The organism is Actinophytocola xinjiangensis, from assembly GCF_001921215.1.
Lineage (GTDB): Bacteria > Actinomycetota > Actinomycetes > Mycobacteriales > Pseudonocardiaceae > Actinophytocola > Actinophytocola xinjiangensis.
Genome location: NZ_MSIF01000001.1, coordinates 139,706 through 165,191 on the forward strand (window position 1 = coordinate 139,706; position 25,486 = coordinate 165,191).

25 protein-coding genes are annotated in these 25,486 nt (G+C 70.7%); 8 read left to right on the plus strand and 17 right to left on the minus strand.

Annotated features, from left to right (window positions below; translation table 11 throughout):
- Positions 1-21: 21 nt before the first annotated feature.
- The 7 genes from BLA60_RS00705 to tkt all read right to left on the minus strand — a co-directional run bounded on the left by BLA60_RS00705 (position 22) and on the right by tkt (position 9,624).
- On the minus strand, positions 22-1,140 hold the full coding sequence (locus tag BLA60_RS00705; RefSeq protein WP_075131412.1) for an ATP-binding protein: 1,119 nt from the start codon (positions 1,138-1,140) through the stop codon (positions 22-24).
- A gap of 373 nt (positions 1,141-1,513) precedes the next feature.
- The gene (pgl, locus tag BLA60_RS00710) at positions 1,514-2,278 is read right to left on the minus strand and encodes a 6-phosphogluconolactonase (RefSeq protein ID WP_075130706.1); all 765 of its coding nucleotides are present in this window, start codon (positions 2,276-2,278) and stop codon (positions 1,514-1,516) included.
- Positions 2,275-3,249, minus strand: coding sequence for a glucose-6-phosphate dehydrogenase assembly protein OpcA (gene opcA / locus BLA60_RS00715; protein WP_075130707.1), 975 nt, complete (start codon positions 3,247-3,249; stop codon positions 2,275-2,277). Before opcA ends, pgl begins: the two co-directional genes overlap by 4 nt.
- Positions 3,246-4,775, minus strand: a complete 1,530-nt coding sequence (zwf, locus tag BLA60_RS00720) for a glucose-6-phosphate dehydrogenase (RefSeq protein ID WP_075130708.1) — start codon at positions 4,773-4,775, stop codon at positions 3,246-3,248. Before zwf ends, opcA begins: the two co-directional genes overlap by 4 nt.
- A gap of 5 nt (positions 4,776-4,780) precedes the next feature.
- Positions 4,781-6,388 (minus strand): glucose-6-phosphate isomerase, encoded by a 1,608-nt coding sequence (locus BLA60_RS00725; protein WP_075130709.1) that lies wholly within the window; start codon positions 6,386-6,388, stop codon positions 4,781-4,783.
- Between the two features lie 9 nt (positions 6,389-6,397).
- On the minus strand, positions 6,398-7,519 hold the full coding sequence (gene tal / locus BLA60_RS00730) for a transaldolase (protein WP_154814039.1): 1,122 nt from the start codon (positions 7,517-7,519) through the stop codon (positions 6,398-6,400).
- The gene (gene tkt / locus BLA60_RS00735) at positions 7,513-9,624 is read right to left on the minus strand and encodes a transketolase (RefSeq protein ID WP_075130711.1); all 2,112 of its coding nucleotides are present in this window, start codon (positions 9,622-9,624) and stop codon (positions 7,513-7,515) included. The genes tal and tkt overlap by 7 nt, the downstream gene beginning before the upstream one ends.
- A gap of 199 nt (positions 9,625-9,823) precedes the next feature.
- Here tkt and BLA60_RS00740 point away from each other — a divergent pair, with 199 nt between their 5' ends.
- The 3 genes from BLA60_RS00740 (at position 9,824) to BLA60_RS00750 (ending at position 11,683) form a co-directional block, all read left to right on the plus strand.
- Positions 9,824-10,756 carry a heme o synthase gene (locus BLA60_RS00740; RefSeq protein ID WP_211288546.1) on the plus strand — a complete coding sequence of 311 codons (933 nt, stop codon included), beginning with the start codon at positions 9,824-9,826 and terminating at the stop codon, positions 10,754-10,756.
- Positions 10,757-10,841: 85 nt separating this feature from the next.
- The gene (locus BLA60_RS00745) at positions 10,842-11,180 is read left to right on the plus strand and encodes an ArsR/SmtB family transcription factor (protein WP_075130712.1); all 339 of its coding nucleotides are present in this window, start codon (positions 10,842-10,844) and stop codon (positions 11,178-11,180) included.
- Entirely contained in the window at positions 11,177-11,683 is a 507-nt protein-coding gene (locus BLA60_RS00750) for an SRPBCC domain-containing protein (protein ID WP_245811774.1), read from the plus strand. The genes BLA60_RS00745 and BLA60_RS00750 overlap by 4 nt, the downstream gene beginning before the upstream one ends.
- Here BLA60_RS00750 and BLA60_RS00755 read toward each other — a convergent pair.
- From BLA60_RS00755 to BLA60_RS00770, 4 genes are all read right to left on the minus strand, one after another.
- Positions 11,670-11,978, minus strand: a complete 309-nt coding sequence (locus BLA60_RS00755) for a hypothetical protein (protein WP_075130713.1) — start codon at positions 11,976-11,978, stop codon at positions 11,670-11,672. The two genes, BLA60_RS00750 and BLA60_RS00755, sit on opposite strands and share 14 nt — an antisense overlap.
- 65 nt (positions 11,979-12,043) lie before the next feature.
- Positions 12,044-12,736 carry an HD domain-containing protein gene (locus tag BLA60_RS00760; protein ID WP_211288547.1) on the minus strand — a complete coding sequence of 231 codons (693 nt, stop codon included), beginning with the start codon at positions 12,734-12,736 and terminating at the stop codon, positions 12,044-12,046.
- A 114-nt stretch (positions 12,737-12,850) separates the two neighbouring features.
- Positions 12,851-13,360, minus strand: a complete 510-nt coding sequence (locus tag BLA60_RS00765) for a hypothetical protein (protein WP_342744688.1) — start codon at positions 13,358-13,360, stop codon at positions 12,851-12,853.
- Positions 13,361-13,494: 134 nt separating this feature from the next.
- Entirely contained in the window at positions 13,495-14,496 is a 1,002-nt protein-coding gene (locus tag BLA60_RS00770; protein ID WP_075130714.1) for a hypothetical protein, read from the minus strand.
- Between the two features lie 170 nt (positions 14,497-14,666).
- Between BLA60_RS00770 and BLA60_RS00775 the strand changes: the two genes are divergently transcribed.
- Positions 14,667-15,275, plus strand: coding sequence for an FKBP-type peptidyl-prolyl cis-trans isomerase (locus BLA60_RS00775; protein WP_075130715.1), 609 nt, complete (start codon positions 14,667-14,669; stop codon positions 15,273-15,275).
- 47 nt (positions 15,276-15,322) lie between these two features.
- On the opposite strand, the gene BLA60_RS00780 is transcribed toward BLA60_RS00775, so the two are convergent.
- The 6 genes from BLA60_RS00780 to mptB all read right to left on the minus strand — a co-directional run bounded on the left by BLA60_RS00780 (position 15,323) and on the right by mptB (position 21,757).
- A complete protein-coding gene (locus tag BLA60_RS00780; RefSeq protein WP_075130716.1) occupies positions 15,323-16,297 on the minus strand; it encodes a quinone oxidoreductase family protein in 975 nt (324 codons plus the stop codon).
- Positions 16,298-16,334: 37 nt separating this feature from the next.
- Positions 16,335-17,279 (minus strand): acyl-CoA desaturase, encoded by a 945-nt coding sequence (locus BLA60_RS00785; RefSeq protein ID WP_075130717.1) that lies wholly within the window; start codon positions 17,277-17,279, stop codon positions 16,335-16,337.
- Positions 17,280-17,361: 82 nt separating this feature from the next.
- A complete protein-coding gene (locus BLA60_RS00790) occupies positions 17,362-18,312 on the minus strand; it encodes a COX15/CtaA family protein (protein ID WP_245811775.1) in 951 nt (316 codons plus the stop codon).
- A 46-nt stretch (positions 18,313-18,358) separates the two neighbouring features.
- A complete protein-coding gene (locus BLA60_RS00795) occupies positions 18,359-19,135 on the minus strand; it encodes an ABC transporter permease (protein ID WP_075130718.1) in 777 nt (258 codons plus the stop codon).
- Between the two features lie 44 nt (positions 19,136-19,179).
- The gene (locus BLA60_RS00800) at positions 19,180-20,115 is read right to left on the minus strand and encodes an ABC transporter ATP-binding protein (protein WP_245811776.1); all 936 of its coding nucleotides are present in this window, start codon (positions 20,113-20,115) and stop codon (positions 19,180-19,182) included.
- A gap of 10 nt (positions 20,116-20,125) precedes the next feature.
- A complete protein-coding gene (gene mptB, locus BLA60_RS00805) occupies positions 20,126-21,757 on the minus strand; it encodes a polyprenol phosphomannose-dependent alpha 1,6 mannosyltransferase MptB (protein ID WP_075130720.1) in 1,632 nt (543 codons plus the stop codon).
- Between the two features lie 94 nt (positions 21,758-21,851).
- On the opposite strand from mptB, the gene BLA60_RS00810 reads away from it, so the two are divergent.
- Genes BLA60_RS00810 through BLA60_RS00825 form a run of 4 tightly spaced genes read left to right on the plus strand, consistent with a single transcriptional unit; the run spans position 21,852 to position 25,470 of the window.
- Complete coding sequence (locus tag BLA60_RS00810; protein ID WP_245811777.1) at positions 21,852-22,562, plus strand: helix-turn-helix transcriptional regulator; 711 nt, start codon at positions 21,852-21,854, stop codon at positions 22,560-22,562.
- Entirely contained in the window at positions 22,559-24,001 is a 1,443-nt protein-coding gene (gene sufB, locus BLA60_RS00815; RefSeq protein ID WP_075130721.1) for a Fe-S cluster assembly protein SufB, read from the plus strand. The genes BLA60_RS00810 and sufB overlap by 4 nt, the downstream gene beginning before the upstream one ends.
- The gene (sufD, locus tag BLA60_RS00820; RefSeq protein ID WP_075130722.1) at positions 24,002-25,159 is read left to right on the plus strand and encodes a Fe-S cluster assembly protein SufD; all 1,158 of its coding nucleotides are present in this window, start codon (positions 24,002-24,004) and stop codon (positions 25,157-25,159) included. It abuts the gene before it with no gap.
- Positions 25,156-25,470, plus strand: a complete 315-nt coding sequence (locus tag BLA60_RS00825; RefSeq protein WP_075130723.1) for a non-heme iron oxygenase ferredoxin subunit — start codon at positions 25,156-25,158, stop codon at positions 25,468-25,470. Before sufD ends, BLA60_RS00825 begins: the two co-directional genes overlap by 4 nt.
- The last annotated feature ends 16 nt before the right edge of the window (positions 25,471-25,486 follow it).

Genomic DNA, 25,486 nt, shown 5'->3' on the forward strand with positions numbered 1-25,486 from the left:
GCCTGCCGCGTTTCAGGGGTGTCACCCGGCCAGCGGGTAGGTCGCCGAGACGCGGAAACCGCCCTCGGACGTCGGTCCGGCGGAGAACGTGCCGCCGAGCAGCCCAGCCCGCTCCCGCAGGCCGATCAGCCCGTGCCCACCCGAGGGCAGCGACGGCGCACGGTTGCCCGACCGCTCGTTGCGCACCTCCACGAGCAGCGTGTCGCGCTGCGCGGTGACCCGCACCGAGGCCCGCGCGCCGGACGCGTGCTTGCGCACGTTGGTCAGCGCCTCCTGCACCGTCCGGTACACCGCGTGTGACACCGACCGGGGCAGCCGCGACAGCTCGGCGGCCATGTCCAGCGCCACCGGGACCGACTCGCTGCGGAAGTTGCGGATCAGGTCGCCCAGCTCGTCCAGGCCCGGCTGGCCGGCGTCGGCCGCGTCGCCCGACCGCAACACACCCACCAGGCTGCGCAGTTCCTCCAGCGTCCTGGTCGACAGCTCGCGGATGGTCGTCGCGGACGTCCGGGAGCTCTCGTCCGGGGCCGCCACCTGCAACGCGCCGGCCTGCATGGCGATCAGCGTGACCTGGTGGGAGACCACGTCGTGCATCTCCCTGGCGAGCTTGGCGCGTTCGGCGGCGCGCACGGTCTCCGCGTAGAGCGCCTTCTCCCGCTCGCGGCTCGACGCCAGCTCCCGGATGCGCTGGGACAGCTCCTGGCGGACGGTGAACAACAGGCCGATCGCCACCGGCATCCCGGCCACGATCACCCCCCAGATCACGTGCAGCACGTGCTCACGCCAGGTCAGCGCGAAGAACTCGGTCAGCGGCCAGCGGATGAAGTAGCACAGGAACACCAGCACCGATCCCACGACCAGCTGCCAGTTCCAGCCCCGGCGTTTGGCCAGCGTCCCCAGCGCGACCATCGCGGCCAGCTGCGACCAGCCGGTCAGGAACCCGGGGACGGTGACCAGCACGGCCACGAACGGCACGTGCCGGCGCAGCACCATCGCCGCGACCGCCGCCCCGGACAACCACAGTGAGTAACCGGGGGCTTCCTCGGGGATCACCAGCCACACGTCGAGGATGGCCAGCACCACGGCGAACACGTCCGAGGCGATGTTCTTCGCGCGCTGGCTGGCGCGCAGGGCGGTCAGCTTGCGCGGCAACGCGCGCGTCACCAGGCGGGACCGGGGGATGAGCCGGAACTCGTCCGAGCCCAGGGGCGTGGTGATCGGCTGGGCAACCAGGGCAGACCCTCCTTGCTCGATCGGTGCACGATCGGCTGACGGGTCTCCGGCCGGTGTGGCGAAGTCCGGCGAACCCGCTCGCTGGCGTGGCAACTCGGCTCCGAGGGTCACGGTACGGCCTTGCTCGGCCGGTTGCTCCTGTTGCCGTGGCGACATGGCTCGGCCTCCCTCCGGAAATTGCCCCGTGTCAAGTAAAGACAGGAGTATCGTCCGGAGGGGACGAATCATTACAGATAACTGTGCTGGAGCAAATCACCAGTTGCCGGTCACCCGGCGCTGGTCACGCCGAGTGAGCGGGAACGCCGGACCCGGCGGTGCGATCCAGCAGCCACAGCGTGCGCCGCCGGCCACGCGCCCCGGCCGCCGGCAACGCCACCTCACTCGCCCCGCCCAACGCCGCCGCCACGGCCTCCGCCTTGGCCTCCCCGGTCGTCATCAGCCACACCTGCGCCGAATTCCGGATCGCCGGCAGCGTCAGGCTCACCCGGATCGGCGGCGGCTTGGGGCAGTCGCGTACGGCCACCACCGACCGGCCGGTCTCGTGCACGGCGGGGGAGTCGGGGAAGACCGACGCCGTGTGGCCCTCCTCGCCGACCCCCAGCAGGCACACGTCGAACACGGGCGCCGGGTACGTGTCGTCCGTCGCCCGCGCCGCCAGCAGCTCGGCGTAGGCCGCGGCCGCCGCCTCCGGGTCGTCGCCGAACTCACCGTCCGGCGCGGCCATCGCATACACCCGGTCCGGGTCCACCGCGACGTGGTCCAGCAGCGCCACCCTGGCCTGGGTCTCGTTGCGGTCCGGGTGCCCGGAGGGCAGGAAACGCTCGTCTCCCCAGTAGAAGTCGACCCGCGACCAGTCGACCGCGTCGCGCGCCGGGGCGGCGCGCAGCTGCTCCAGCACGGCGGTGCCGGTGCGCCCACCGGTCAGCACCACCGACGCCGCGCCCCGCGCGGCCTGGGTGTCGACGATCGCGGTCACCAGCCGGGCCGCCGTGGCCGCGGCCAGCAGCTCCCCGTCGCGGTGGATGATCGCCTCGGGTCGGCTCACGAGCCCGCCTTGGCCTTCACCGGCTTCTTCGCCGCCGGGGTCGTCGTGCGGGACCGGCGGTCGATCTTGCCCAGCGACCGCAGCGCGGAGGCGTAGATCTCGTCCGCGTCGAGCCGGCGCAGCTCCTCGGCGAGGCAGTCACGCACCTGCCGGCGCTGCAACGCCACCCGCCTCGGCGGCTGACCCGGCTGGCTCAGCTCGCCGACCGCGCCGTCCGGCCGGCTCAGCACGACCGGACCCGAGCGCCGGTCCAGCTCCACCCGCACGATGCCCGGCCCGGACGTCGCCTTGGCCCGCCGCACCGGCAGCCGCAGCCGCGCCGCGAGCCACGCGGCCAGCAGATCGGCCGACGGCGAGTCGGCCTCACCGGTCACCGTCGCGCCCTGCACCCGCTCGTGCGGCGGCAGGTCCAGCGCCGAGGCCAGCACCGCCCGCCACAACGTCAGCCTGGTCCACGCCAGGTCGGTGTCGCCGTCGGCGTAGGACTTCGCGCGGGCCTCCAGCGCCCGCGTGGGGTTCCGCTCGGCCGCCGCGTCGGTGATCCGGCGGGTCGCCAGCATGCCGATCGGGTCGCGCGAGGGCACCGTCGGTGCCTCGAACGGCCACCACGCCACCACCGGCGCGTCCGGCAGCAGCAGCGGCACCACGCACGACGCGCCCTCGCTGGCCAGCGGGCCGTAGAGCCGCAGCACGATCACCTCGCTGGCCCCGGCGTCACCGCCGACCCGGATCTGGGCGTCCAGTCGGGCGGCGGCCTTGCGCGCGCCCCGGGCGACCACGATGACCCGGCACGGGTGTTCCCGGCTGGCGTGGTTGGCCGCGTCGATGACCTCCTCGGTCCGCTCGCTGTCGTCGGCGACGACGACCAGCGTCAGCACCCGGCCGATCGTGTAGGCGCCACCCTGTTCGCGCAGGTGCACGAGCTTGCTGTTCACCTGTGAGGTCGTGGTGGACGGCAGGTCGATGATCACGGGCGCCTCCAGTGCCGGCCGGTACGGGCGAGCATCTCGGTCGCCGAGTCCGGCCCCCAGGTCCCCGCCTGGTACGGCTCGGGGCGACCCGACGCCCGCCACGCGTCGAGAATCGGGTCGAGGATCTCCCACGACCGCTCGACCTCGTCGTTCATCGGGAACAGTGACGGCTCACCGAGCAGCATGTCCAGGATCAGCCGCTCGTAGGCCTCCGGCGAGGACTCGGTGAACGAGTGCCCGTAGCTGAAGTCCATCGACACGTCCCGGACCTCCATGGTGGAGCCGGGGACCTTCGAGCCGAACCGCATGGTCACGCCCTCGTCCGGCTGCACCCGGAACACCAGGGCGTTCTGGCCCAGCTCCTCGGTGGAGGTGTCGTCGAAGGGCAGGTGCGGGGCGCGCTTGAACACCACCGCGATCTCGGTGACCCGCCGGCCCAGCCGCTTGCCGGTCCGCAGGTAGAACGGCACCCCGGCCCAGCGGCGGGTCTCCACGGCCAGGGTGATCGCGGCGAAGGTCTCGGTGATCGAGTCCTTCGCGAAACCCTCCTCCTCCAGCAGACCGGGGACCTTCTGGCCGCCCTGCCAGCCGCCGGTGTACTGGCCGCGCGCCGTGGTCTCGACGAACGGCTCGACCGGCTTGGTGGCGGCGAGGATCTTGGCCTTCTCCGCGCGCACCGCCTTGGGGTTGAACGAGATCGGCTCCTCCATGGCCACCAGCGCGAGCAGTTGCAGCAGGTGGTTCTGGATCACGTCGCGGGCGGCGCCGATGCCGTCGTAGTACCCGGCGCGGCCACCGAGACCGATGTCCTCGGCCATGGTGATCTGCACGTGGTCGACGTAGTGGCTGTTCCAGATCGGCTCGAACAGCTGGTTGGAGAAGCGCAGCGCCAGGATGTTCTGCACGGTCTCCTTGCCGAGGTAGTGGTCGATGCGGAACACCGACTCCTCGGGGAAGACGTCGTTGACGATGTCGTTGAGTTCCTTGGCGCTGGCCAGGTCGTGGCCGAACGGCTTCTCGATGACCACCCGGCGCCACTGGTCGGGGGCCGGCGCGGCGAGCCCGGTCCGCGCCAGCTGCTTGATCACCACCGGGAACGCCGCCGGCGGGATCGACAGGTAGAAGGCGTGGTTGCCGGCCGTACCCCGGATGTGGTCGAGGTCCTCGATCGTCTTGGCCAGGTTGTCGAAGGCGTTGTCGTCGTCGAAGGTGCCCTGCACGAACCGGCAGCCCTCGGCGAGGCGGTCCCACACCTGCTCGCGGAACGGGGTGCGGGCGTGCGCCTTGACCGCGTCGTGCACCACCTGGCTGAAGTCCTCGTCCGCCCAGTCGCGGCGGGCGAAGCCGACCAGCGAGAAGCCGGGCGGCAGCAGGCCCCGGTTGGCCAGGTCGTAGATGGCCGGCATCAGCTTCTTGCGCGACAGGTCGCCGGTGACGCCGAAGATCACCAGGCCGCACGGTCCGGCGATGGTGGGTAGTCGTTTGTCCCGCTCGTCGCGCAGCGGGTTCTGCCAGGTGGGTGTCAAACGTGTCAAGAGCCAACCTCCTGAACGACGGTGACCAGATGGGCCAGGCCCGCTGCCCGGTCGGTGAGGTTCAGCCGTAGCACCGGGCGGCCGTGCTCGATCAGCACCTGCCCGTCGCCGATGGCCTGCGCGTGCTGGAGCGTGCCGAGGGTGTACGGGCGGCCCGGCACCGCGAGGTCCTCCTCCACGGCACCGGTGATCTGCAGGAACGCGCCGTTCTGGTGGCCGCCCTTGTGGTACTGGCCGGTGGAGTGCAGGAACCGGGGTCCCCAGCCGAACGTGGTCTGCACGCCGGTCCGCCGCGCCAGTTCGGTCCGCAGCAGCACGGTCGAGGCGTCGGCGATCCGGTCCAGGTAGGCCTGCACCGCGAGGTAGCCGAACTCCGGGACGGCGTCGAGGAACGCGCGCAGCGCCTCGGCCAGGGTGGCCGTGCCATCGGGCAGCAGGCCGGGGGAGCCGAAGACCTCCACCGGGCCGTCCACCACGGCCGGCGCGGCGTCGTCGGTCGACGGGGAGTCCAGCAGCGACCGCGCCGCCTTCTTCGCCGCCTCAACGTCGGGCTGGTCGAACGGGTTGATCCCCAGCAGCCGCCCCACGACCGCGGTGGCGAACTCCCACAGCAGCAACAGCCCGCCGAGCCGGCCCTCGGTGGCCAGCATCGTGGTGTCCAGGGCCGGTCCGATGGCGACCAGCGTCGCGTCCTCACGCGCACCGGTGAAGCCTGGGCTGTCCGCGTTCTCCACCACCACCGGCAGCAGACCCGTGCCGTCCTTGCCGGTGGACTCGGCGATCAGCTGCTCGGCCCACTCACCGAATCCCTTGATGCCCGAACCGGTGTCGGCCAGCACGACCTTCTCCGCGCCGCGGATGTGCGCCGCGCCCAGGGCCGCGGCCAGGACCAGCGCGGGGTTGGCCGGCGAGTCGGCGCCCAGCTCACCGGCGGTGGACTCGGCGTCGTCGAGCAGCCCGCGGATGTCGACCCCGGCGAGCCCGGAGGGCACCAGGCCGAACGCGGTCAGCGCCGAGTAGCGCCCGCCGACGTGCGGGTCGGCCAGGAACACCCTGCGGTAGCCGGCCTCGGTGGCCGAGGCGGCCAGCGGCGAGCCGGGGTCGGTGACCACGACGATGCGTGACGCGGCGTCGATCCCGTTGGCGGTGAAGGCTTCCTCGAAGATCCGGCGGTGGCTGTCGGTCTCCACGGTCGACCCCGACTTGGACGAGACCACCAACACCGTGCGGTCCAGGTCGCCCTCCAGCGCGTCGGCGACCTGACCCGGATCGGTGGTGTCCAGCACGACCAGCGGCACCCCGGCGGTGTTGGTGATGACCTCCGGCGCCAGCGACGAACCGCCCATGCCGGCCAGCACGACCCGGTCGACGCCCTCGGCGTGCAGTTCGCCGCGCAGTGCCTCGATCTCGCCGACCAGCGGGCGCGAGGTCCGGTGCAGGGTGGTCCAGGACAGCCGGATGGACGCCTCCGGCTCGGCGTCGGCGCCCCACAGGGTGGGGTCCTTGGCCATCAGCCGGGAGGCGACCTTGTCCGCCACCAACTGCTCGATCAGCGGCGTGGTCTCGGCGAGCAACCGCTCCTCGACGGACTTGTCCACGGTCATCTGCTTAGCTCAGCTCCCTGCCGAGGTCGCGGCCTTCAGCTGCCCGCTGACGGATTCGAGCAGCTCTTCCCAGGACTTCTCGAATTTCTCGACGCCCTCGTTCTCGAGGACGACGAAGACGTCCGCGATGTCCACGCCGGCCTCGCCCAGCTTGTCGAACACCGCTTGGGCCTCGGTAGAGGTGCCGGTGACCGTGTCGCCGCGCAACTGGCTGTGCTCGGCGACGGCGTCCAGCGTGGCCTCGGGCATGGTGTTCACCGTGTCGGCGACGACCAGTTCGTCCACATAGAGCGTCGGCGAGTAGTCGGGGTTCTTCACCCCGGTCGAGGCCCACAGCGGACGTTGCGGTCGGGCGCCGTCGGCGGCCAGCGCCGCCCAGCGCGGTCCGGCGAAGACCTCCTCGAACGCCGCGTAGGCCAGCCGTGCGTTGGCCACGGCCGCCTTGCCGCGCAAGGAAAGCGCCTCGTCGGTGCCGATCGCCTCCAGCCGCTTGTCGACCTCGGTGTCCACACGGGACACGAAGAACGAGGCGACCGAGACCAGCGTCGACACGTCGTGGCCGTTGGCCTTGGCCTGCTCCAGCCCGGCGACGAACGCCTCCATCACCGCGCGGTAGCGCTCGACGGAGAAGATCAGCGTGACGTTGACGCTGACGCCCTCGGCGAGCGTGCGGGTGATCGCCGGCAGCCCGGCCTCGGTGGCCGGGATCTTCACCAGCAGGTTGGGCCGGTCGACGGTCTTCCACAGGTCGAGCGCCTCGGCGACGGTCTTGTCCGTCTCGTGCGCCAGGCGCGGGTCGACCTCGATCGACACCCGGCCGTCGACCCCGTTGGTGGCCTGCCACACGTCGCGGAACAGGTCGCAGGCGTTGCGGATGTCGGTGGTGGTGATCTCCTTGACCGCGGCGTCGAGCGAGGCGCCGCGCGCGGCCAGCTCACGGACCTGGTCGTCGTAGTCGGCGGCCTCGGCCAACGCCTTGGCGAAGATCGTCGGGTTGCTGGTGACGCCGACGACGTGCTTGTCGCGCACCAGACCGGCCAGGTTGCCGGTGGTGAGCCGCCGGCGGGAGACGTCGTCGAGCCAGATGGACACGCCGGCGTCGGAGAGCTGGGCGAGGTTGTCGGTCATGATTGCCCTTCCAGTCGCGTGAGGGAGCGGCGGGCGGCCGAGACGACGGCTTCCGGGGTGAACCCGAACTCCCGGAACAGGGTCTGGTGGTCGGCCGAGGCGCCGAAGTGTTCGATGGAGACGATCTCGCCGGCGTCACCGGTGAACCGGTACCACGGCTGCGCGATCCCGGCCTCGACCGCCACCCTGGCCCGCACCGAGGGCGGGATCACCGAGTCGCGGTAGGCCTGGTCCTGCGCGTCGAACCACTCCACCGACGGCATCGACACCACCCTGGTGGCAACGCCGTCGGCCTCCAGGGTCTTCCGCGCGGCCACCGCCAGCGACACCTCCGAACCGGTGGCGATCAGCACCACCCGGGGAGCGCCGTCGCTGGCGTCGGCGAGCACGTAGCCGCCGCGCCGCACGCCCTCGGTGGCCAGTTCCTTCGTGCCGTCGAGTACCGGCAGGTTCTGCCGGGTGAGCGCGAGGCCGACCGGGTGGTCGGACTGCTCCAGCAGCGCCCGCCACGCGGCGGCGGTCTCGTTGGCGTCGCCCGGCCGGACCACCGCCAGACCGGGGATGGCGCGCAGCGCGGCCAGGTGCTCGATCGGCTGGTGGGTCGGGCCGTCCTCGCCAAGGCCGATCGAGTCGTGCGTCCAGACGTAGGTCACCGGCAGCTTCTGCAGCGCGGCGAGCCGGACCGAGGGGCGCATGTAGTCGCTGAAGACCAGGAAGGTGGCGCCGTAGGGGCGGGTGGGCCCGTGCAGCACGATGCCGTTGAGGATGGCACCCATGGCGTGCTCGCGGACACCGAAGTGCAGCGTGCGGCCGTAGGGGTGGGCGTTCCACTCCTTGGTCGCGGCGCTGGTCGGGCCGAACGAGTCGGCGCCCTTCATGGTGGTGTTGTTGGACTCCGCGAGGTCGGCCGAACCGCCCCACAGCTCGGGCAGCACGCCGGACAGCGCGTTGAGCACCTCGCCGGAGGCCTTGCGGGTGGCCACGCCCTTGGGGTCGGGGTCCCAGCTGGGCAGGCCGTCGGCCCAGCCGTCGGGCAGCCGGTAGGCCGAGGCCCGCTCCAGCAGCGCGGCGCGCTGCGGGTTGGCCCTGGCCCACGCGTCGAAGTCGACCTGCCACCGCGCGTGCGCCTGCTGGCCGCGCTCGACCACCATCCGGCTGTGCGCGAGCACCTTCTCCTCGACGACGAAGTCCTGCTCGGGGTCGAAGCCCAGGATCTTCTTGACGGCGGCGACCTCGTCGGCGCCCAGCGCGGCGCCGTGGGCCTTGCCGGTGTTCATCTTGTTCGGCGCCGGGTAGCCGATCACGGTCCGTAGCACGATGAACGACGGGCGGGTGGTCTCGGCCTTGGCGGCCTCGACGGCGGCCAGGATCGCGGTGACGTCCTCGCCGCTGTCCACGACCTGCACGTGCCAGCCGTAGGCGGCGTAGCGGGCGGCGGTGTCCTCGGACAGGGCGATGTTCGTGTCGTCCTCGATGGAGATCTTGTTGTCGTCCCAGAAGACGATGAGGTTGCCCAGTTCCTGGCGCCCGGCCAGCGACGACGCCTCGGAGGAGACGCCCTCCTCGATGTCGCCGTCGGAGCACACCACGTAGACGTGGTGGTCGAACACGCTCGTGCCGGGACTCGCGTCCGGGTCGAACAGGCCTCGTTCGCGGCGGCTGGCCATGGCCATGCCGACCGCCGAGGAGATGCCCTGGCCGAGCGGGCCGGTGGTGATCTCCACGCCCCTGGTGTGGCCGTGCTCGGGGTGGCCGGGGGTCAGCGAGCCCCACGTGCGCAGCGCCTTGATGTCCTCGAGTTCGAGCCCGTAGCCGCTGAGGAACAGCTGGAGGTAGAGCGTGAGGCTCGAGTGCCCGGCGGAGAGCACGAACCGGTCGCGGCCGATCCAGTCCGGGTCGCTCGGGTCGTGGCGCATGACACGTTGGTAGAGCGCGTAGGCCAGCGGTGCCAGGCTCATCGCGGTGCCCGGGTGGCCGTTGCCGGCGTTCTGGACCGCCTCCGCGGCAAGGACGCGGACCGTGTCGACGGCTCGCTTGTCGAGGTCGGTCCAGTCGTCCGGAGTCCGCTGCGTGGTCAGGCGGGTGAGTTCGTCAGTACTGATGGACACGGAGTCAGGCTCCCCATTTCCTCGGTGTTCTCAAACCTGCGAGCGGCCCCGTGCTGTTCATGATCCACGGGGTGACTTTCCTCGTGAGTTTCCTCAACGTCCCTCGTCAGGGACAGCCTAGCCAAGCGACCCGACAACGGCCGTTCATGGTCACGCGGCTACCATGCGGAGCGTTGCCGAACTGACCATGAGGAGCTACATGCCGCCGGTGAGCGCCGTCCACGACGAGGCTCGTGGCACGCGCCGTCGCCGCAGGGACGTGCTGCTGGCGTATGTCGCGCTGACCAAGCCGCGGATCATCGAGCTGCTGCTGGTGACCACGGTGCCGGCGATGATGCTCGCCGAGCGGGGGATCCCGTCGCCGTGGTTGGTGTTCGCCACGTTGTTCGGCGGGACGCTGGCCGCGGGTTCGGCCAACGCGCTGAACTGTGTCGCCGACGCCGACATCGACGCGGTGATGAAGCGGACCTCGGCGCGGCCGTTGCCCCGTCATCAGGTTCCTCCCCGTAACGCGCTGGTCTTCGGTGTCGTGCTCGGCGTGCTGTCCTTCGCCTGGCTGTGGCCGACGACGAACCTGCTGGCCGCCTGCCTGTCGGTGGCCGCCATCCTCTTCTACGTACTGATCTACACAATGGTTCTGAAGAGGCGGACGGCCCAGAACATCGTGTGGGGCGGCGCGGCCGGCTGTATGCCGGTGGTGATCGGCTGGTCGGCGGTGACCGGGAGCATCGAGTGGCCGGCGCTGGTGATGTTCGGTGTGATCTTCTTCTGGACGCCGCCGCACTTCTGGGCGCTGGCGATGAAGTTCAAGGACGACTACGCGCGGGCCGGCGTGCCGATGTTGCCGGTGGTGACCACCGCGGACCGGGTAGCCCGGCAGATCGTCACCTACTCGTGGGTGATGGTGCTGTGGACGTTGCTGCTGGTGCCGGCCGCCGGTTGGGTCTACGCGGCGTTCGCGGTCGGTGTCGGGGTGTGGTTCCTGGCGGTGGCCCACCGCCTGTACGCGGCGATCCGCCGTGGTGAGCCGGGCAAGCCGATGAAGTTGTTCCACATGTCGAACACCTATCTGACGCTGGTGTTCGTGGCGCTCGCGGTGGACTCGGCGATCTCCCTGCCGACCGTCTTCTGAGTTTCCGACCTGACCCGTCCGTGGTTGGTTGACACTGTGTACACGGGTTCATTACCGTCTGGTTATCGAACCCGGAGGTGATGGAGTGGTCGCCACACTCGAACGGCTCGACGCCACGTTCGCCGCCCTGGCCGACCCGACCCGGCGGGCCATCCTCAGCCGGCTGGCCAAGGGCGAGGCCACGGTCAAGGAGCTCGCCGCGCCGTTCGACATGACCCAGCCGGCCATCTCCAAGCACCTCAAGGTGCTCGAACGCGCCGGCCTGGTGTCGCGCGGACGCGACGCCCAGCGCCGGCCGTGCCGCCTGGAGGCCGGGCCGCTGCGCGAGGCCACGGAGTGGCTGGTCGGCTACCGTCAGTTCTGGTCGGAGAGCTACGAGCGGCTCGACGCGCTGCTCGGCGAGCTGACCGAGGGCCAGTCGTGAGGATCGAGCCGCACGGCGAGCGCGACATCGTCATGACCAGGGAGTTCGCCGCGCCGCGCCGGCTGGTCTTCGACGCGCACACCCGCCCCGACCTGCTGGCGCGCTGGTACGGGCCGCACGGCTGGCGGCTGGAGCACTGCGAGGTCGACCTGCGGGTCGGCGGCGGCTGGCACTACCGACTGCGCGGGCCGGAGGGGGTCGCGATGACCCTGCGCGGGACCTACCTCGACCTGGCCGCCCCGGAGCGGATCGTCACCACGGAGTCCAATGTGGACTGCGAGGCGCGGGCGGCGCACGAGGCGGTCGTGACCACCGTGCTCGTCGAGCACGAGCGACGCACCCTGCCGACCACCCTGCTGACCACCACCGCCCGGTTCCCCACCCGCGCGGTTCGTGACGCCGTGCTCTCCTCCGGCATGGAACGCGGCGTGGTCCAAGGGTTCGAACGCCTGGACGCGGTGCTCGCGGCGGGCCGGGTCGCGGGGCGGATCACCGCCACCTGACACCGGTACCGAACGCCCGCCACTCGTCGTTGCGCCGGCGGGTGGACATCAGCCGTTCGGAGCCGGTCGCGTACAGCGACAGGCCGAGCACCGCGTCGGCGCCGCGCTCCAGCGCGTTCCGCGCCAGGGTGCGCAGCGCCTCGGCCTCGTGCGGCGCGGCGTCGCCCCACACCAGCCCGACCTCCTCGAACGGCCGGTCGGTCACCGACAGGGTTGACAGCGCCACCCGGGCGAGCAGAACGTCCTCCTCGGCCCGGGCGGCGGCCCGCTGCTGTTTGCGTTTCCCGAACACCATGCGCACACCGTGTCAGCCACGCCCGTCCCGTTCGGGCGGAACGGGCGAAGACGATCAGGTGGCGCTCAGGACGCGGCGGCGTGGGCGTTGACCGCGGCCAGCAGGTCGGTCACGTCGTCGTCGTCGAGGGACTCCTGGATGTGTTGCCAGAGCATCAGGTTCGTCGCGGCCCACCGGGAGTAGGTGGCCGCGGCCTCGGGGTTGTAGAAGTAGTAGCCGTCGTCGACCTTGTGCTGTTGCTCACCCACGATCTTGTCGGCTAACTCACGCAGGGTGATGCCGTTCTCGGCGAGGTAGCGGTGGGAGAGCATCACCGGGGTCACCGGCAGAGCCTTGAACAGCGTGTCGGCGTCGGACAGCGCCTGGGCCTCCACCGAGATGTACCGGCCTCGGTTGGCCATCTCGGCCTCGACCACGATCCGCTCGATCCAGTCGATGGTCGCCGCGCCGATACCGGCCTGGGCCAGCAGACCGCCGCGGAGCTGGACGCCCTCCGCGGCGGGGGAGTTGCGGCGCACCAGGTAGTTCACGTCGTGCACCAGGGCTGCGGTCTCGACAACGCTCACCTCGGCACCGTTGGCTCTGGCGAACTGGACCGCTTTCGATCTGACGAAGCTGACGTGGTGCCAGCCGTGGAACGGGAGTCGTTTGGCGTAGCGGGAGCAGAGGCTGCGCACCTTCGCGTCGACGATCGTGAGTGCGTCAGCCGGGACAGTGGGCGCGACGGCGCGGACCGTCGCGACGTTCTCGGACTGCATCGGCCCTCCCCAACAACCCTGCCCAGCGGCATGGTTGGTTGGGCCTGATGGTAAACGCCACGGACGGTCGTTGTCTTGCCTTGTGCTTCTCCTTTCTCACGGACAGGTAACGCTCTACAGCCGATTTGCCAGGTGTTCCAGGCGAGTCTCCACCGGTACGTGCTTGTGTCCCTCCTGCGTCTCCGGGTCGAACGACAGGCTCCAGGGCATGACCTCACGCGACTTGACCAGGAATGTCATCGTGCCGTCGGTGGCCCTCGGAATCCGGTGGAAGTCCGACGCCAGTAACGATTCGGTTGCGCCGACCGGACAGGGCGTGCTGAGCCGCAGTTCGGTCGAGCCGATCATCTCCGTGGTGGGGTTGATCGTGGCGGTGTAGCGCTCGTGCAGATACCCGCCGCGCAGGATCGTCGTGCAGAAGTGGTAGCGGTGGTTGTGGATCGAGTCGGCGTAGCCGGTGCGCCAGTCCCGCTGCTGCTTGTACTCGTTGAGCCAGAACGTGAACGGCTCGTCGGGCCGGTCACGCAGGCACCACGCGAAGTGCGTCGTGGTCTCCCGTGACCGTCTGATCACCGCGTCCGCCTGGTCGTTGGGCAGTTCGAGCAGGTGGTGTCTCAGGTTCATGCGCAGACCGGGCCGTTCCGCCCAGTTCTGGAACCATGTGTTCACCTGCTCCCACCGCGCGATCAGGTCGAATTCGGCGTCGCTCAGTTGTGCTGCCAGTTCTCCCAGGGCGGAAACCCGTAGCGACATGGCCATCAGCCCCCCAACTCGGCGGTGACGGAGAATTCCCGGAGGAATCGGTGGAACTCGGCGGTGAGCTCCAGAAAGGTCTCTTCGGTGAGCTTCGAGCCGGTGACCTGCTCGAACTGCGCGATGAACTCGTCACGCGTCGTGCTCGGTCCGATCACCATCTGGTGGGCGAACGGCGAGGCACAGATACGGCCGAACTCGGTGCGCTCCATGTTGTAGATGAACGACCCCTCGGAGAACCGCAGCGTGCGCGGGAACTCGTTGGTCGACCGGGCGTCGCTGTACAGCGTCACCCAGACACTGCCGTCGAAGATCTCGACCCGGTCGATCGGCGGGTCGGAGATCACCGAGACCTCCATCCTGGTGCACCGGCTCCGGGCGAGATACAGACCGACGAGGCCGATCCGGATCTCGTCGTGCAGCCGCGCGTTGATCGTGTCCTGATCGACGTCGGCCGCTGAATGACGAATCAGATAACGTGCCCGACCACTGATGCCGGACAAATTCTGTGGGTCTGAAACCACCGCTCGAATTTCCCACTCCGCTCGCGACAGCAGCAGTCGGGCGGCCGCGTGGCGGCCGGAGAACCCGCGAAACAGGTACTGCCGGGTGCTCTGCAGATCCTGCATCATCAACCGATTGAACGCGGGATCAGGCTCGGCTGTCGGCTCGAACACGTGCGTGGGGAAGAATTCCCGGTTCATCGATCGGTACTCGGCGGACAGGTCACGCAGTGCCTGGCGGCTCTCTTCGATGAGTGGCGTGAGCATGGCCCGCTGGGACGCGGTCGCGGTGATCAGGGTCTGGCCGAAGCCGACGATCGCTGAGACGAGGGTGCCGGTGGCCAATGCGGTGACCAGGTTCTTCCCGGTACCGGCGGCCATGGCGCTCGACACGATCATGGCCAGCCCCGATGTCACCAACAAGATCAGGAGTAGGAGGCCGGTTCTAGTCCAGAAGATCTCTTGAATCGGGTTCTTGCGGCGGCCAGTGCCGTCCGCTGACAACGGGCATCACCTCCAAGGTGAGCACTCGAACGCTCTGCGTGTTCGATCGAGTGCGGGGAGTAACTCTACCCCGAGATTCACTCCGGGAGATATAGGCGAAAAGGGTGACCTGGACCGGTTACCGTCAGCCGCTGACCGGGGCTGATGCGGTACCTCTAAGCTCGCCAACCATGCGCAACGTGAGCAAACTCCTCATCGTCGTGGCGGCGGCAGCGCTGGCCGTCACCGGCTGCACCGCCTCGGAACAGGCCTCGGACGAGCCGCCCGGTGCCGACACCCAGTCGTTCGCCCCGCCGTCGGAGCCCGAGCCCTCCGAGGTCGAGCCGACCGAGCCGGCCGACTCCGGCGACGCCGGCGGCCCGGCCTGCACGGCCGCGGACATCACCGTCGAGGGGGCCGCCGGCGAGAAGCCGACGATCACGTTGCCTGACACCTGCTCCCCGCCGACCGAGCTGGTCATCGAGGACCTCACGCCCGGTACCGGCGCGGAGGTCACCGAGGGCTCCACGGTACAGACCAACTACCTGCTGATGACCTGGTCCGACCGCCAGATCGTGGACAACTCCTACGACCGGGGCCAGCCGTTCCCGGTGGAGAACGTCGGCTCCGCCCCGGTCATCCCCGGCTGGAACGAGGGCATGATCGGAATCAAGCAGGGCGGTCGCCGCCTGCTGATCATCCCGCCGGAGCTGGGCTACGGCCCGCAGGGCCAGCCGCCGGTGCAGCCGAACGAGACGCTCGTGTTCGTCGTCGACGCCGTGGAGGTCACCGGCGCCTGAGATCGCGGCCTGAACACCGCCTGACTCGCGTTCCGAAGGCCGGTGGATCACCCGGGGATGAGCAGCACCTTCCCGGTGGTCCGCCGGCCTTCGAGGTCCTCATGGGCCCGGCGGACCTCGGCCAGCGGGTACCGCGCGCCGACCCGCACCGAGAGCCGCCCGCCCGCGATCGCCGCGAACAGCTCCTCGCAGCGCCGGCGGAACTCCTCCGGGGTGGCGATGTGGTGGGCCAGCGTCGGCCTGGTGAGGAACAGCGAGCCGCCCGCGTTGAGCCGCTGCGGGTCCACCGGCGCCACCGCCCCGCTGGACGCCCCGAACAGCACCAGGTAGCCGCGCGGGGACAGGCACGTGAGGCTGCGGTCGAAGGTGTCCCGGCCGACGCCGTCGTACACCACCGCCACCCCGGTCCCGCCGGTGATCCGCGCGACCTCCTCGGCGAAGTCGACCTCGGTGTAGCGGATGACCTCGTCGGCGCCGGCCCCGGTCGCCAGTGCCGCCTTCTCCTCGGTGGACACCGTGCCGATGACCTTGCCGCCCCGGGACTTCGCCAGCTGCGTGAGCAACAGCCCGACGCCGCCCGCCGCGGCGTGCACCAGGACGGTGTCACCCGGCTTGACCGGGAAGGTGGAGGTGACCAGGTAGTGCGCGGTCAGCCCCTGGAGCATCGCGGCCGCCGCCGTCTCGGTGTCCACGCCGTCGGGCACCGGGAACGCCGAACCGGCCGGCACGACCGCCTGGCGCGCGTAGGACCCGGGCGCGTGGGCCCAGGCGACCCGGTCGCCGACGGCGAGGCCGGTGACGCCCTCGCCGAGCTCGGCGACCACGCCGGCACCCTCGTTGCCCGGCACGAACGGCAGCTCCCGGGCGTACATGCCGTTGCGGTGGTAGGTGTCGATGTAGTTCAGGCCGGCGGCCTCGACGTCCACCAGCACCTCACCGGCGCCGGGCCGGGGCGGGTCGATCTGTCCGAACTCCAGTACGTCCGGGCCACCGGTGGCCCGGACGACGACCGCGTCAACCACGTTGTCCTCCGCCAGGATCAGGGAACCTTCCCGGACCCTAGCTGGTTCGCCTGGCCGCCAGACGTTCCGGCTTGGGCCAGCGGACCTCGCGCGCCCAGCCGAGCTTCTCGAAGATCCAGATGACCCTGGCGGAGATGTCGAGCTGACCACGCAGGACACCGTGCCGCGCACCGGTCGGGTCGGCGTGGTGGGAGTTGTGCCAGGACTCGCCCATCGACAGCAGGGCCAACGGCCAGAAGTTCGCCGCCCGGTCGCGGCTGGCGAACGGACGCGAGCCGACCATGTGGCAGATCGAGTTGACCGACCAGGTCACGTGGTGCAGGAAGGCGATCCGCACCAGCCCGGCCCAGAAGAACCCGGCGACCGCGCCGCCCCACGACATCGTGATCAGGCCGCCGAGCAGCGCCGGCAACAGCAGGCTGACCAGGGTCAGCGGGATGAACAGGCGGTCGATCAGGCGCAGGTCGCGGTCGGCCAGCAGATCCGGGGCGAACCGCTCGGCGTTGGTGATGTCACGCTCGAACAGCCAGCCCATGTGCGCGTGCCAGAAGCCCTTGGCCAGCGCGCGGGCGCTGGTGCCGAACAGCCAGGGGGAGTGCGGGTCCCCCTCGCGGTCGGAGAAGGCGTGGTGGCGGCGGTGGTCGGCGACCCACGCCACGACCGACCCCTGGGCGGCCAGCCCACCGGCGAGCGCGAGCGCCACCCGCAGCCCCCGGTTGGCCTTGAACGAGCCGTGGGTGAAGTACCGGTGGTAGCCGACGGTCACACCGAGCGCCGACACCAGGTAGAACCCGGCGGCGAGGCCGACCTCCGTCCAGCCGAGTCCCCAGCCCCAGAACAGCGGGACGGCGGCGATCAGCGCGGCGAACGGGACGAGGATGAACAGCTTGACGAGGAACGTCTCCGGCAGCGAGCGCCGGCGACCGATCAGGGGTTTGGGCTGGGGCCGGTCTTCGCGCGTGGGCGAGAGGGTGGGTGCGATGGGTTCGAGGACCTCGTAACTCGGCCGGGACGCGGCCTGTCAACGTACCTACGGTTACGTAACCGTAGGTTCACCGTCCACGTTAGGTCCTCTGCGGCTGCTTCGCCACCAGTGACTCGGTGGTCCGCACGCCGCACCACAGCGAGGCGGTGGCCACGATGACCGACATAGCGCCCAGGACGTGCAGCGACACCAACATCTCCGGCACCCCGGTCCAGAACTGGACGAGTCCGATCGCGCCCTGCGCGACGACCACCGCCAGCAGGATCCGGTAGCGCCGCCACGGCGGGTTCGTCGTGCCGCGCAGCCAGAAACCGACCAGCACCAGCGAGCCGAGGAAGGTGTAGAGGAACGCGGCGTGCACGTGGGCCAGCGTCTCCACCGGCACGTCGAAGCGCGGGGTCTCCGGGTCGCCGCCGTGCGGGCCGGCGCCGGTGACCATGGTGCCGGTGACCAGCACGCCGGCCAGCAGCCCGGCCGGGACGTAGAGCAGTTTCGAACCGTGTCCGCGCGGCCGGTCGTCCCGGGGCACGGCGTGCACCAGCAGGGTGGCCAGCCAGACCATCACCGTGGAGGCCAGCAGGTGGATGGCCACGGTCCACCACAGCAGGTCCAGCCGCACGGTGATCCCACCGATGACGGCCTGCACGGCGACCCCGACGGGCATCGCGATGGCCAGGCGCAGGTAGCGCTTGTCGGTCGGGCGGTGGCGGTAGGCCAGCACGAACGCGGCGACCGCGATCAGCCCGACGACCCCGGTGAACAGCCGGTTGCCGTACTCGATCCACTGGTTGAGCGTCGCGAACTCGGGGTGCTCGACGGGCACCATGCTGCCCGGGAAGCACTCCGGCCAGGTCGGGCAGCCCAGCCCCGAGCCGGTGACCCGGACGATCGCACCGGTCATGGCGATCAGGGCCTGGGTGACGACCACCGCGATCGCGACGCCCAGCTGGAGGCGGTAGCTGGGGGCGGGAATCCGGTCGATCCGGGACTTCAACTGTGCGAGCCGGGACTTCAGCTGTGCGAGCACCACGGCACGATCGTATGGAAGGGACGCCGGGACCCCGCGCGAGGGTTCGCTAGGAGAGCCTGGTCGTGCGGGTGGCCAGCACGGCGGCGACCCCGCCCCACCCGAGGAGGGTCACGAACACCGACCAGCCGGGGACCGCACCGTCCACCAGCGCGGTGTGCAGGCCCTCGGCCAGCGCCCCGGACGGCAGGAACGGCACGATGTCGGCCAGTACGCCGGGCATCGAGGTCGCCGGGACGACGATCCCACCGGCCAGCAGCAGCACGAACCAGACCAGGTTCGCCAGGGCCAGCACGACCTCCGCCTTGAGCGCGCCGCCGAGCAGCACGCCCAGCGCGCCGAAGGACAGCGTGCCCAGCAGCACCAGCACGACCGCCCAGCCGATGCCGGCCGGTGACGGTGACCAGCCGAGCACCGCGGCCACCACGCCGAGCACCACCAGCTGCACCGCCACCACGACCAGCGCCGCGCTGGTGCGCCCGGCCAGCAGCAGCCAGCGGGGCAGCGCGGTCGCGGCGAGCCGCTTGACCACGCCGTAGCGTCGGTCGAACCCGAGAGCGATGGCCTGGCCGGTGAACGCGGAGGACATCACCGCCAGCGCGAAGATCCTCGGCGTCACCGAGTCGACCCGTGGCTCGGGCAGCGAGAAGATGTCCAGCAGCGTGAGGCCGACGAGCAGCGCGAGCGGGATCAGCAGGGTGAGCAGGATCTGTTCGCTGTTGCGCAGCGTCAGCATCGCCTCGGTGCGGGCGTGGACGAGCAGCATCCGGCCGGTCCGGCCCCGGCCCGGCGCCGGGGTGAAGGTGCCGGCGGGAAACGTGGTCATCGGCCGGGCTCCCTCAGCGGGGTTCTGGGCGGGGGTACGGGCGGTCAGCGCAGCTCACGTCCCGTCAGTTCGAGGAAGACGTCCTCCAGGCTGCGCCGGCCGACGTGCAGTTCCTCGGCCAGCACGCCCTGCTGGGCGCACCACGTGGTGACCGCCGAGACGACCTGCGGGTCGATGCTGCCGGACAGCAGGTACGCGCCGGGGGCGTGCTCGTCGATGCGGCAGTCGGCGGGCAGCGCCGCGCACAGCTGGCTGGTGTCCATGCCGGGGCGGGCGCGGAAGCGCAGCCGGGCGGCGTCGGAGCTCTCGGCGGTGAGCTGGCGCGGGGAGCCCTCGGCGACGACCCGGCCGTGGTCGATGATCACGACCTGGTCGGCCAGCTCCTCGGCCTCCTCCATGATGTGCGTGGTCAGCAGCACGCTGACGCCGTCGGTGCGCAGCGCCCCGACCAGCTCCCACACCAGCCGGCGGGCCTGCGGGTCGAGGCCGGCTGTCGGCTCGTCGAGGAAGACCAGCTCGGGGCGGCCGACCAGCGCGCAGGCCAGCGACAGGCGCTGCTGCTGGCCGCCGGAGAGCCGCTTGAACGGCGTGCGGGCGACCGAGGCGAGCCCCAGCACGTCCAGCAGCCAGTCGGGGGACAGCGGGTTGGCCGCGCAGGAGGCGACCAGCGCGAGCATCTCCCCGGCGCGCACGCCGGGGTAGGCACCGCCGCCCTGGGGCATGACGCCCACGCGCGGGCGCAGTTTCTCGCCGTGCACCGCCGGGTCGAGGCCCAGCACGTTCACCGAGCCGCCGTCGGCGCGCTGGAATCCCGAGCAGATCTCCACCGTGGTGGTCTTGCCGGCGCCGTTGGGGCCGAGCAGCGCGAGCACCGTGCCCTGTTCCAGCCGCAGGGCGAGACCGTCGACGGCGGTGGTCGTGCCGAAGCGCCGGACCAGTCCCGAGACGTCCACGGCTGGGACGGGCGTGCGTGCGCTCACGGGACCAAGGTTAGGACGCGGCGCTGGAAGGCTGGTTGCCGGCACCACGTGCGCCGCGTGGCGGGCGGGTCGAGGCCGGGATGTGGCGGCGGACCAACACCACCGCGATGACCACCACGAGCACGGCTCCGGCGTAGGCGTAGGGCAGTTGGTAGGTGCGGCCGTCGAAGGTGCTGCCGGTCGGTGGCAGGGCGACCGCCAGCCCGGCGCTGACCACCGTGGCCATCGTGCGGAACCGGATGTTGCCGGCCGCGACCGCCAGCGGCAGGATCGCCCACAGCAGGTACCAGGGCTGCACGGTCGCGCCGAAGACCAGCACCGCGCCGATCGCGGCCCCGAGCCCGATCATCGGTCGCAGCCGCCACCGGAAGCTGTCCAGCAGCAGCTTGGCGGCCAGCAGCGGGCCGAGCAGCGTGCCGACCATCCGGCTGACGGTGATGGCGGCGTCGATGTGGTTGCCCAGGCCGAGCATGATGCCCAGCCCGCCGGCGCCGAAGCCGAGCGCGGTCATCGGTGCCATCCACGACTTGATGCTGCTGGCCGTGTTGAGCGTGGTCGTCCAGCCGAAGCCGAGGCCGCTGCCGAACGAGATGATGGCGAGCACCCCGACGAAGATCACCATCAGTGCGCCGGCCGTGGCGAACAGGTGTTTCCACCGCCCGCCGAGGCGCCGGGCGATCATCACGCCGAGGAAGCCGAGGGCGAGCGCGGCGGGGATCTTCACCGCCGCGCCGAGGGTGATCACCCCGGCGCCGATGCCGTACCAGAGCAGCTCGCCCGGCTGCCACGGCGGGAACGGGCCGGCCGGCCCGCAGCGCGGCATCCTGGCCAGCGCCAGCTCGATGCCCACGAGCATCAGGCCGATGGCCAGCGCCTCGTTGTGGATGCCGACCACCAGGTGGAACAGCACCAGCGGGTTGGCGGCGCCCAGCCACAGCGCGCTGACCGGGTTGATCCCGAAGCGCCGCGCCAGCCGGGGCAGCGCCCAGACGATCATCGCGAAGCCGACCAGGGCCAGCAGCCGGTGCAGGGCGACGCCCATCACCACGTGGTTGCCGGCCACCCAGTTGATCGCCCGGCCGACCATGATGAACGCCGGCCCGTAGGGCGAGGGCGTGTCCCGCCACATCGTCGGCACGCCGTCGGTCAGCGGGTCGTCCAGGCCAAGCCCCTCGGCCGGTCCGACGGTGTACGGGTCGAGGCCGCGCGCGGCGATCTCACTCTGCGCGAGGTAGCTGTAGACGTCCTTGGAGAACATCGGGACGGTGAACACCAGCGGCGCGGTCCACATCATCAGCGTGCGCGCCATCTGCGGCAGCGAGACCATCCGGTCACGGCCGGGCATCGCCAGCCGGCCAAGGCCCAGCCAGGCCAGCACGATCATGAACACGCCGATGAACGCGATGGTCAGCGAGACCGTGGTCATCCGGCTGAAGATGCCCAGCACCGGCAGTCGCCACACCGGGTTGAACACCGGAGCGGCCCCCGCGCCCAGTGAGCCGACCGCCAGCAGCAGCGCGCCGACCGTGCCGAAGCGGCGGATGACGTCGAGCTGGCGGCGCTCGCGGGTGTCCAGGACGCCGGTGGGCCCCTCGTCAGGTCGATCGTTGACGTCCTCACGCACCGTGTCTCCCGCCACCACGGGGGAAGAGTAGCGACCCACCTGACCGGTGATGCCGATCACCTCACGGAGGGGCGTCTTTGCCGCCTCCCGGGAAATAGGACACACTGGTGTTGTGAAAAACGAGCAGCAGGCCGAGGGCCGCACCAGGCATGGTGTGGCGCGTCTGCTGCTGGAGGAGGGCCCGATCACGGCGGCAGCGGTCGCCGAGACCCTCGGGCTCAGTCCGGCAGCGGTACGCCGGCACCTCGACACGCTGGTCGCCAACGGTGAGGCGGAGTTCCGCGACGCGCCCCGGCGCGGCCAGCGGGGCCGTGGGCGGCCGGCGAAGCTGTGGTTGCTCACCGAGACCGGACGGGCCAGGTTCGGCCACGCCTACGACGACCTCGCCATCGCGGCGATCCGGTTCGTCGCCGAGGGCGGGGGCGAAACGGCCGTTCGGGAGTTCGCCGCGCGGCGGGTCGCCTCCATGGTCGACCGGCACCGCACGGCGGTCACCGACAAGGACGGGCCGGCGGAGCGGGCCAAGGCCCTCGCCGACGCGCTCACCAGGGAGGGATACGCTGCGTCGACGCGGCGGGTAGGGACAGGGGAGCAGCTGTGCCAGCACCACTGTCCGGTCGCCCACGTCGCCGCGGAGTTCCCCCAGCTGTGTGAGGTCGAGACGGCGACGTTCGCCGACCTGCTCGGCACCCACGTCCAGCGCCTGTCGACCATCGCGCGCGGTGACGCCGCGTGCACCACCCATGTCCCGCTCAGCGGTACCGAACCCACTGAGCACGGACGCCCGACCGCTCCCACCACGACCGAAGGGACGCCTTCATGACCACCGCCCCGGAGCGCGCAGGTTCGCCGCCGCTGACCCAGGAGGAGACGCTGGCCTCGCTGGGCCGGTACCAGTTCGGCTGGTCGGACTCCGACGCCGCCGGTGCCAGCGCGCAGCGTGGCCTGTCCGAGGCCGTCGTCAGGGACATCTCGGCGAAGAAGGGCGAGCCCGAGTGGATGCTCGAGTCGCGCCTCAAGGGCCTGCAGCTGTTCGACCGCAAGCCCATGCCCAACTGGGGTGCTGACCTGTCCGGCATCGACTTCGACACGATCAAGTACTTCGTGCGGTCCACCGAGAAGCAGGCCCAGAGCTGGGAGGACCTGCCCGAGGACATCAAGAACACCTACGACAAGCTGGGCATCCCCGAGGCCGAGAAGGCCCGGCTGGTGGCCGGTGTCGCCGCCCAGTACGAGTCCGAGGTGGTCTACCACAAGATCAACGAGGAGCTCGAGAAGCAGGGCGTGATCTTCCTCGACACGGACACCGCGCTCAAGGAGCACCCGGAGCTGTTCGAGGAGTACTACGGCTCGGTCATCCCGCACGGCGACAACAAGTTCTCCGCGCTCAACGGCGCCGTCTGGTCCGGCGGCTCGTTCATCTACGTCCCCAAGGGCGTGCACGTCGAGATCCCGCTGCAGGCCTACTTCCGGATCAACACCGAGAACATGGGCCAGTTCGAGCGGACGCTGATCATCGTCGACGAGGGCGCCTACGTGCACTACGTCGAGGGCTGCACCGCGCCGATCTACTCGTCGGACTCGCTGCACTCGGCGGTCGTCGAGATCATCGTGAAGAAGGGCGGCCGCTGCCGGTACACGACCATCCAGAACTGGTCGAACAACGTCTACAACCTGGTCACCAAGCGCGCCAAGGCCGAAGAGGGCGCGACCATGGAGTGGATCGACGGCAACATCGGCTCCAAGGTCACCATGAAGTACCCGTCGGTGTTCCTGATGGGCGAGCACGCCAAGGGCGAGGTGCTGTCGATCGCGTTCGCCGGCGAGGGCCAGCACCAGGACGCCGGCGCCAAGATGGAGCACCTCGCGCCGCACACGTCCTCGACGATCGTGTCCAAGTCGGTGGCCCGTGGTGGCGGCCGCACCTCCTACCGGGGACTGGTGAAGGTCGCCAAGCGCGCGCACCACTCGAAGTCCACGGTGAAGTGTGACGCGCTGCTGGTCGACCAGATCAGCCGCAGCGACACCTACCCCTACGTCGACATCCGCACCGACGACGTGGCGATGGGGCACGAGGCGACGGTCTCGAAGGTCAGCGAGGACCAGCTGTTCTACCTGATGTCCCGGGGCCTGACCGAGGACGAGGCGATGGCGATGGTCGTGCGCGGCTTCGTCGAGCCGATCGCGCGCGAACTGCCCATGGAGTACGCGCTGGAACTGAACCGGCTCATCGAGCTGCAGATGGAAGGGGCCGTCGGCTAAATGACGTCCGTCGCACAGACACCGCACTCCCACGGCGCGGTGGTTCCCAAGGCGTCCAGGGCCGAGCAGTTCGCCTCCTTCGACGTCGAGGCCTTCGAAACGCCCGGCGGGCGTGAGGAGATCTGGCGTTTCACCCCGATGCGTCGGCTGCGCGGCCTGCACGACGGCAGCGCGCCGGCCACCGGCGAGCTGACCGTCGAGGTCGACGGTCCCGACGTGACCGTCGAGACCGTCGGCCGTGACGACGACCGGCTCGGCGCCGCCGGCACCCCGGGTGACCGGGTGGCGGCGCAGGCGTACTCGTCGTTCACCACGGCCACGGTCCTCACCGTGCCCCAGGAGGTCCGGGCGGGCGTCACCACGGTGACGCTCACCGGCCCCGGCGAGGGCAAGGTCGCCTACGCGCACCTGCAGGTGCGGGCCGAGCGGTTCGCCGAGGCCGTGGTCGTGCTCGACCACCGGGGCAGCGGCACGGTCGCCGACAACGTGGAGATCCTCGTCGGTGACGGCGCGAAGCTCACCGTGGTCAGCGTGCACGACTGGGCCGACGACGCCGTGCAGGTCTCCGCGCACCACGCGAAGCTCGGCCGTGACGCCACGCTCAGGCACCATCTGGTCTCCCTCGGTGGCGACCTGGTGCGGGTCAGCCCGACCGCGGTGTTCGCCGCGCCGGGCGGTGACGCCGAGCTGAACGGCCTGTACTTCGCCGACGCCGGCCAGCACATCGAGCTGCGTACCTTCGCCGACCACGCCCAGCCCAACTGCAAGTCCAACGTGACCTACAAGGGCGCGTTGCAGGGCGACGGCGCGCGGACCGTGTGGATCGGCGACGTGCTGATCCGGGCGGCCGCCGAGGGCACCGAGACCTTCGAGCTGAACCGCAACCTGGTGCTCACCGAGGGCGCTCGCGCCGACTCGGTGCCGAACCTGGAGATCGAGACCGGCGAGATCGCCGGTGCCGGTCACGCCAGCGCCACCGGCCGGTTCGACGACGAGCAGCTGTTCTACCTGCAGGCCCGAGGGATCCCGGAGGGGGTGGCGCGCCGGTTGGTGGTGCGCGGCTTCTTCCACGAGCTGCTGATGAAGATCGGCGTCCCGGAGATCCGCGAGCGCCTGGAGGCGGCCATCGAGGCGGAGCTCGAGGCGGTCGGCGCATGATCCGCGCCTGCGCGTTGTCGGATCTGGACGACGGGAAGCCGTTCGGCGTCGAGGTCGACGACGAGCCGGTCGTTCTCGTTCGCCAGGGTGACGTCGTGCACGCGCTGCGTGACGAGTGTTCACACGCGACGCTCGCGCTGTCCGAGGGCGAGGTGACCCGCAAGGGCATCGAGTGCTGGCTGCACGGGTCGTGCTTCGACCTGCGCACCGGCGCCCCGTCCTCGCTGCCGGCCACCGAACCGGTCGACGTGTTCCCGGTCGAGATCCGCGACGGTGAGGTCCATGTGGACGTCACCACCACCACGAACTGAGCTAGGAGAAACGCAC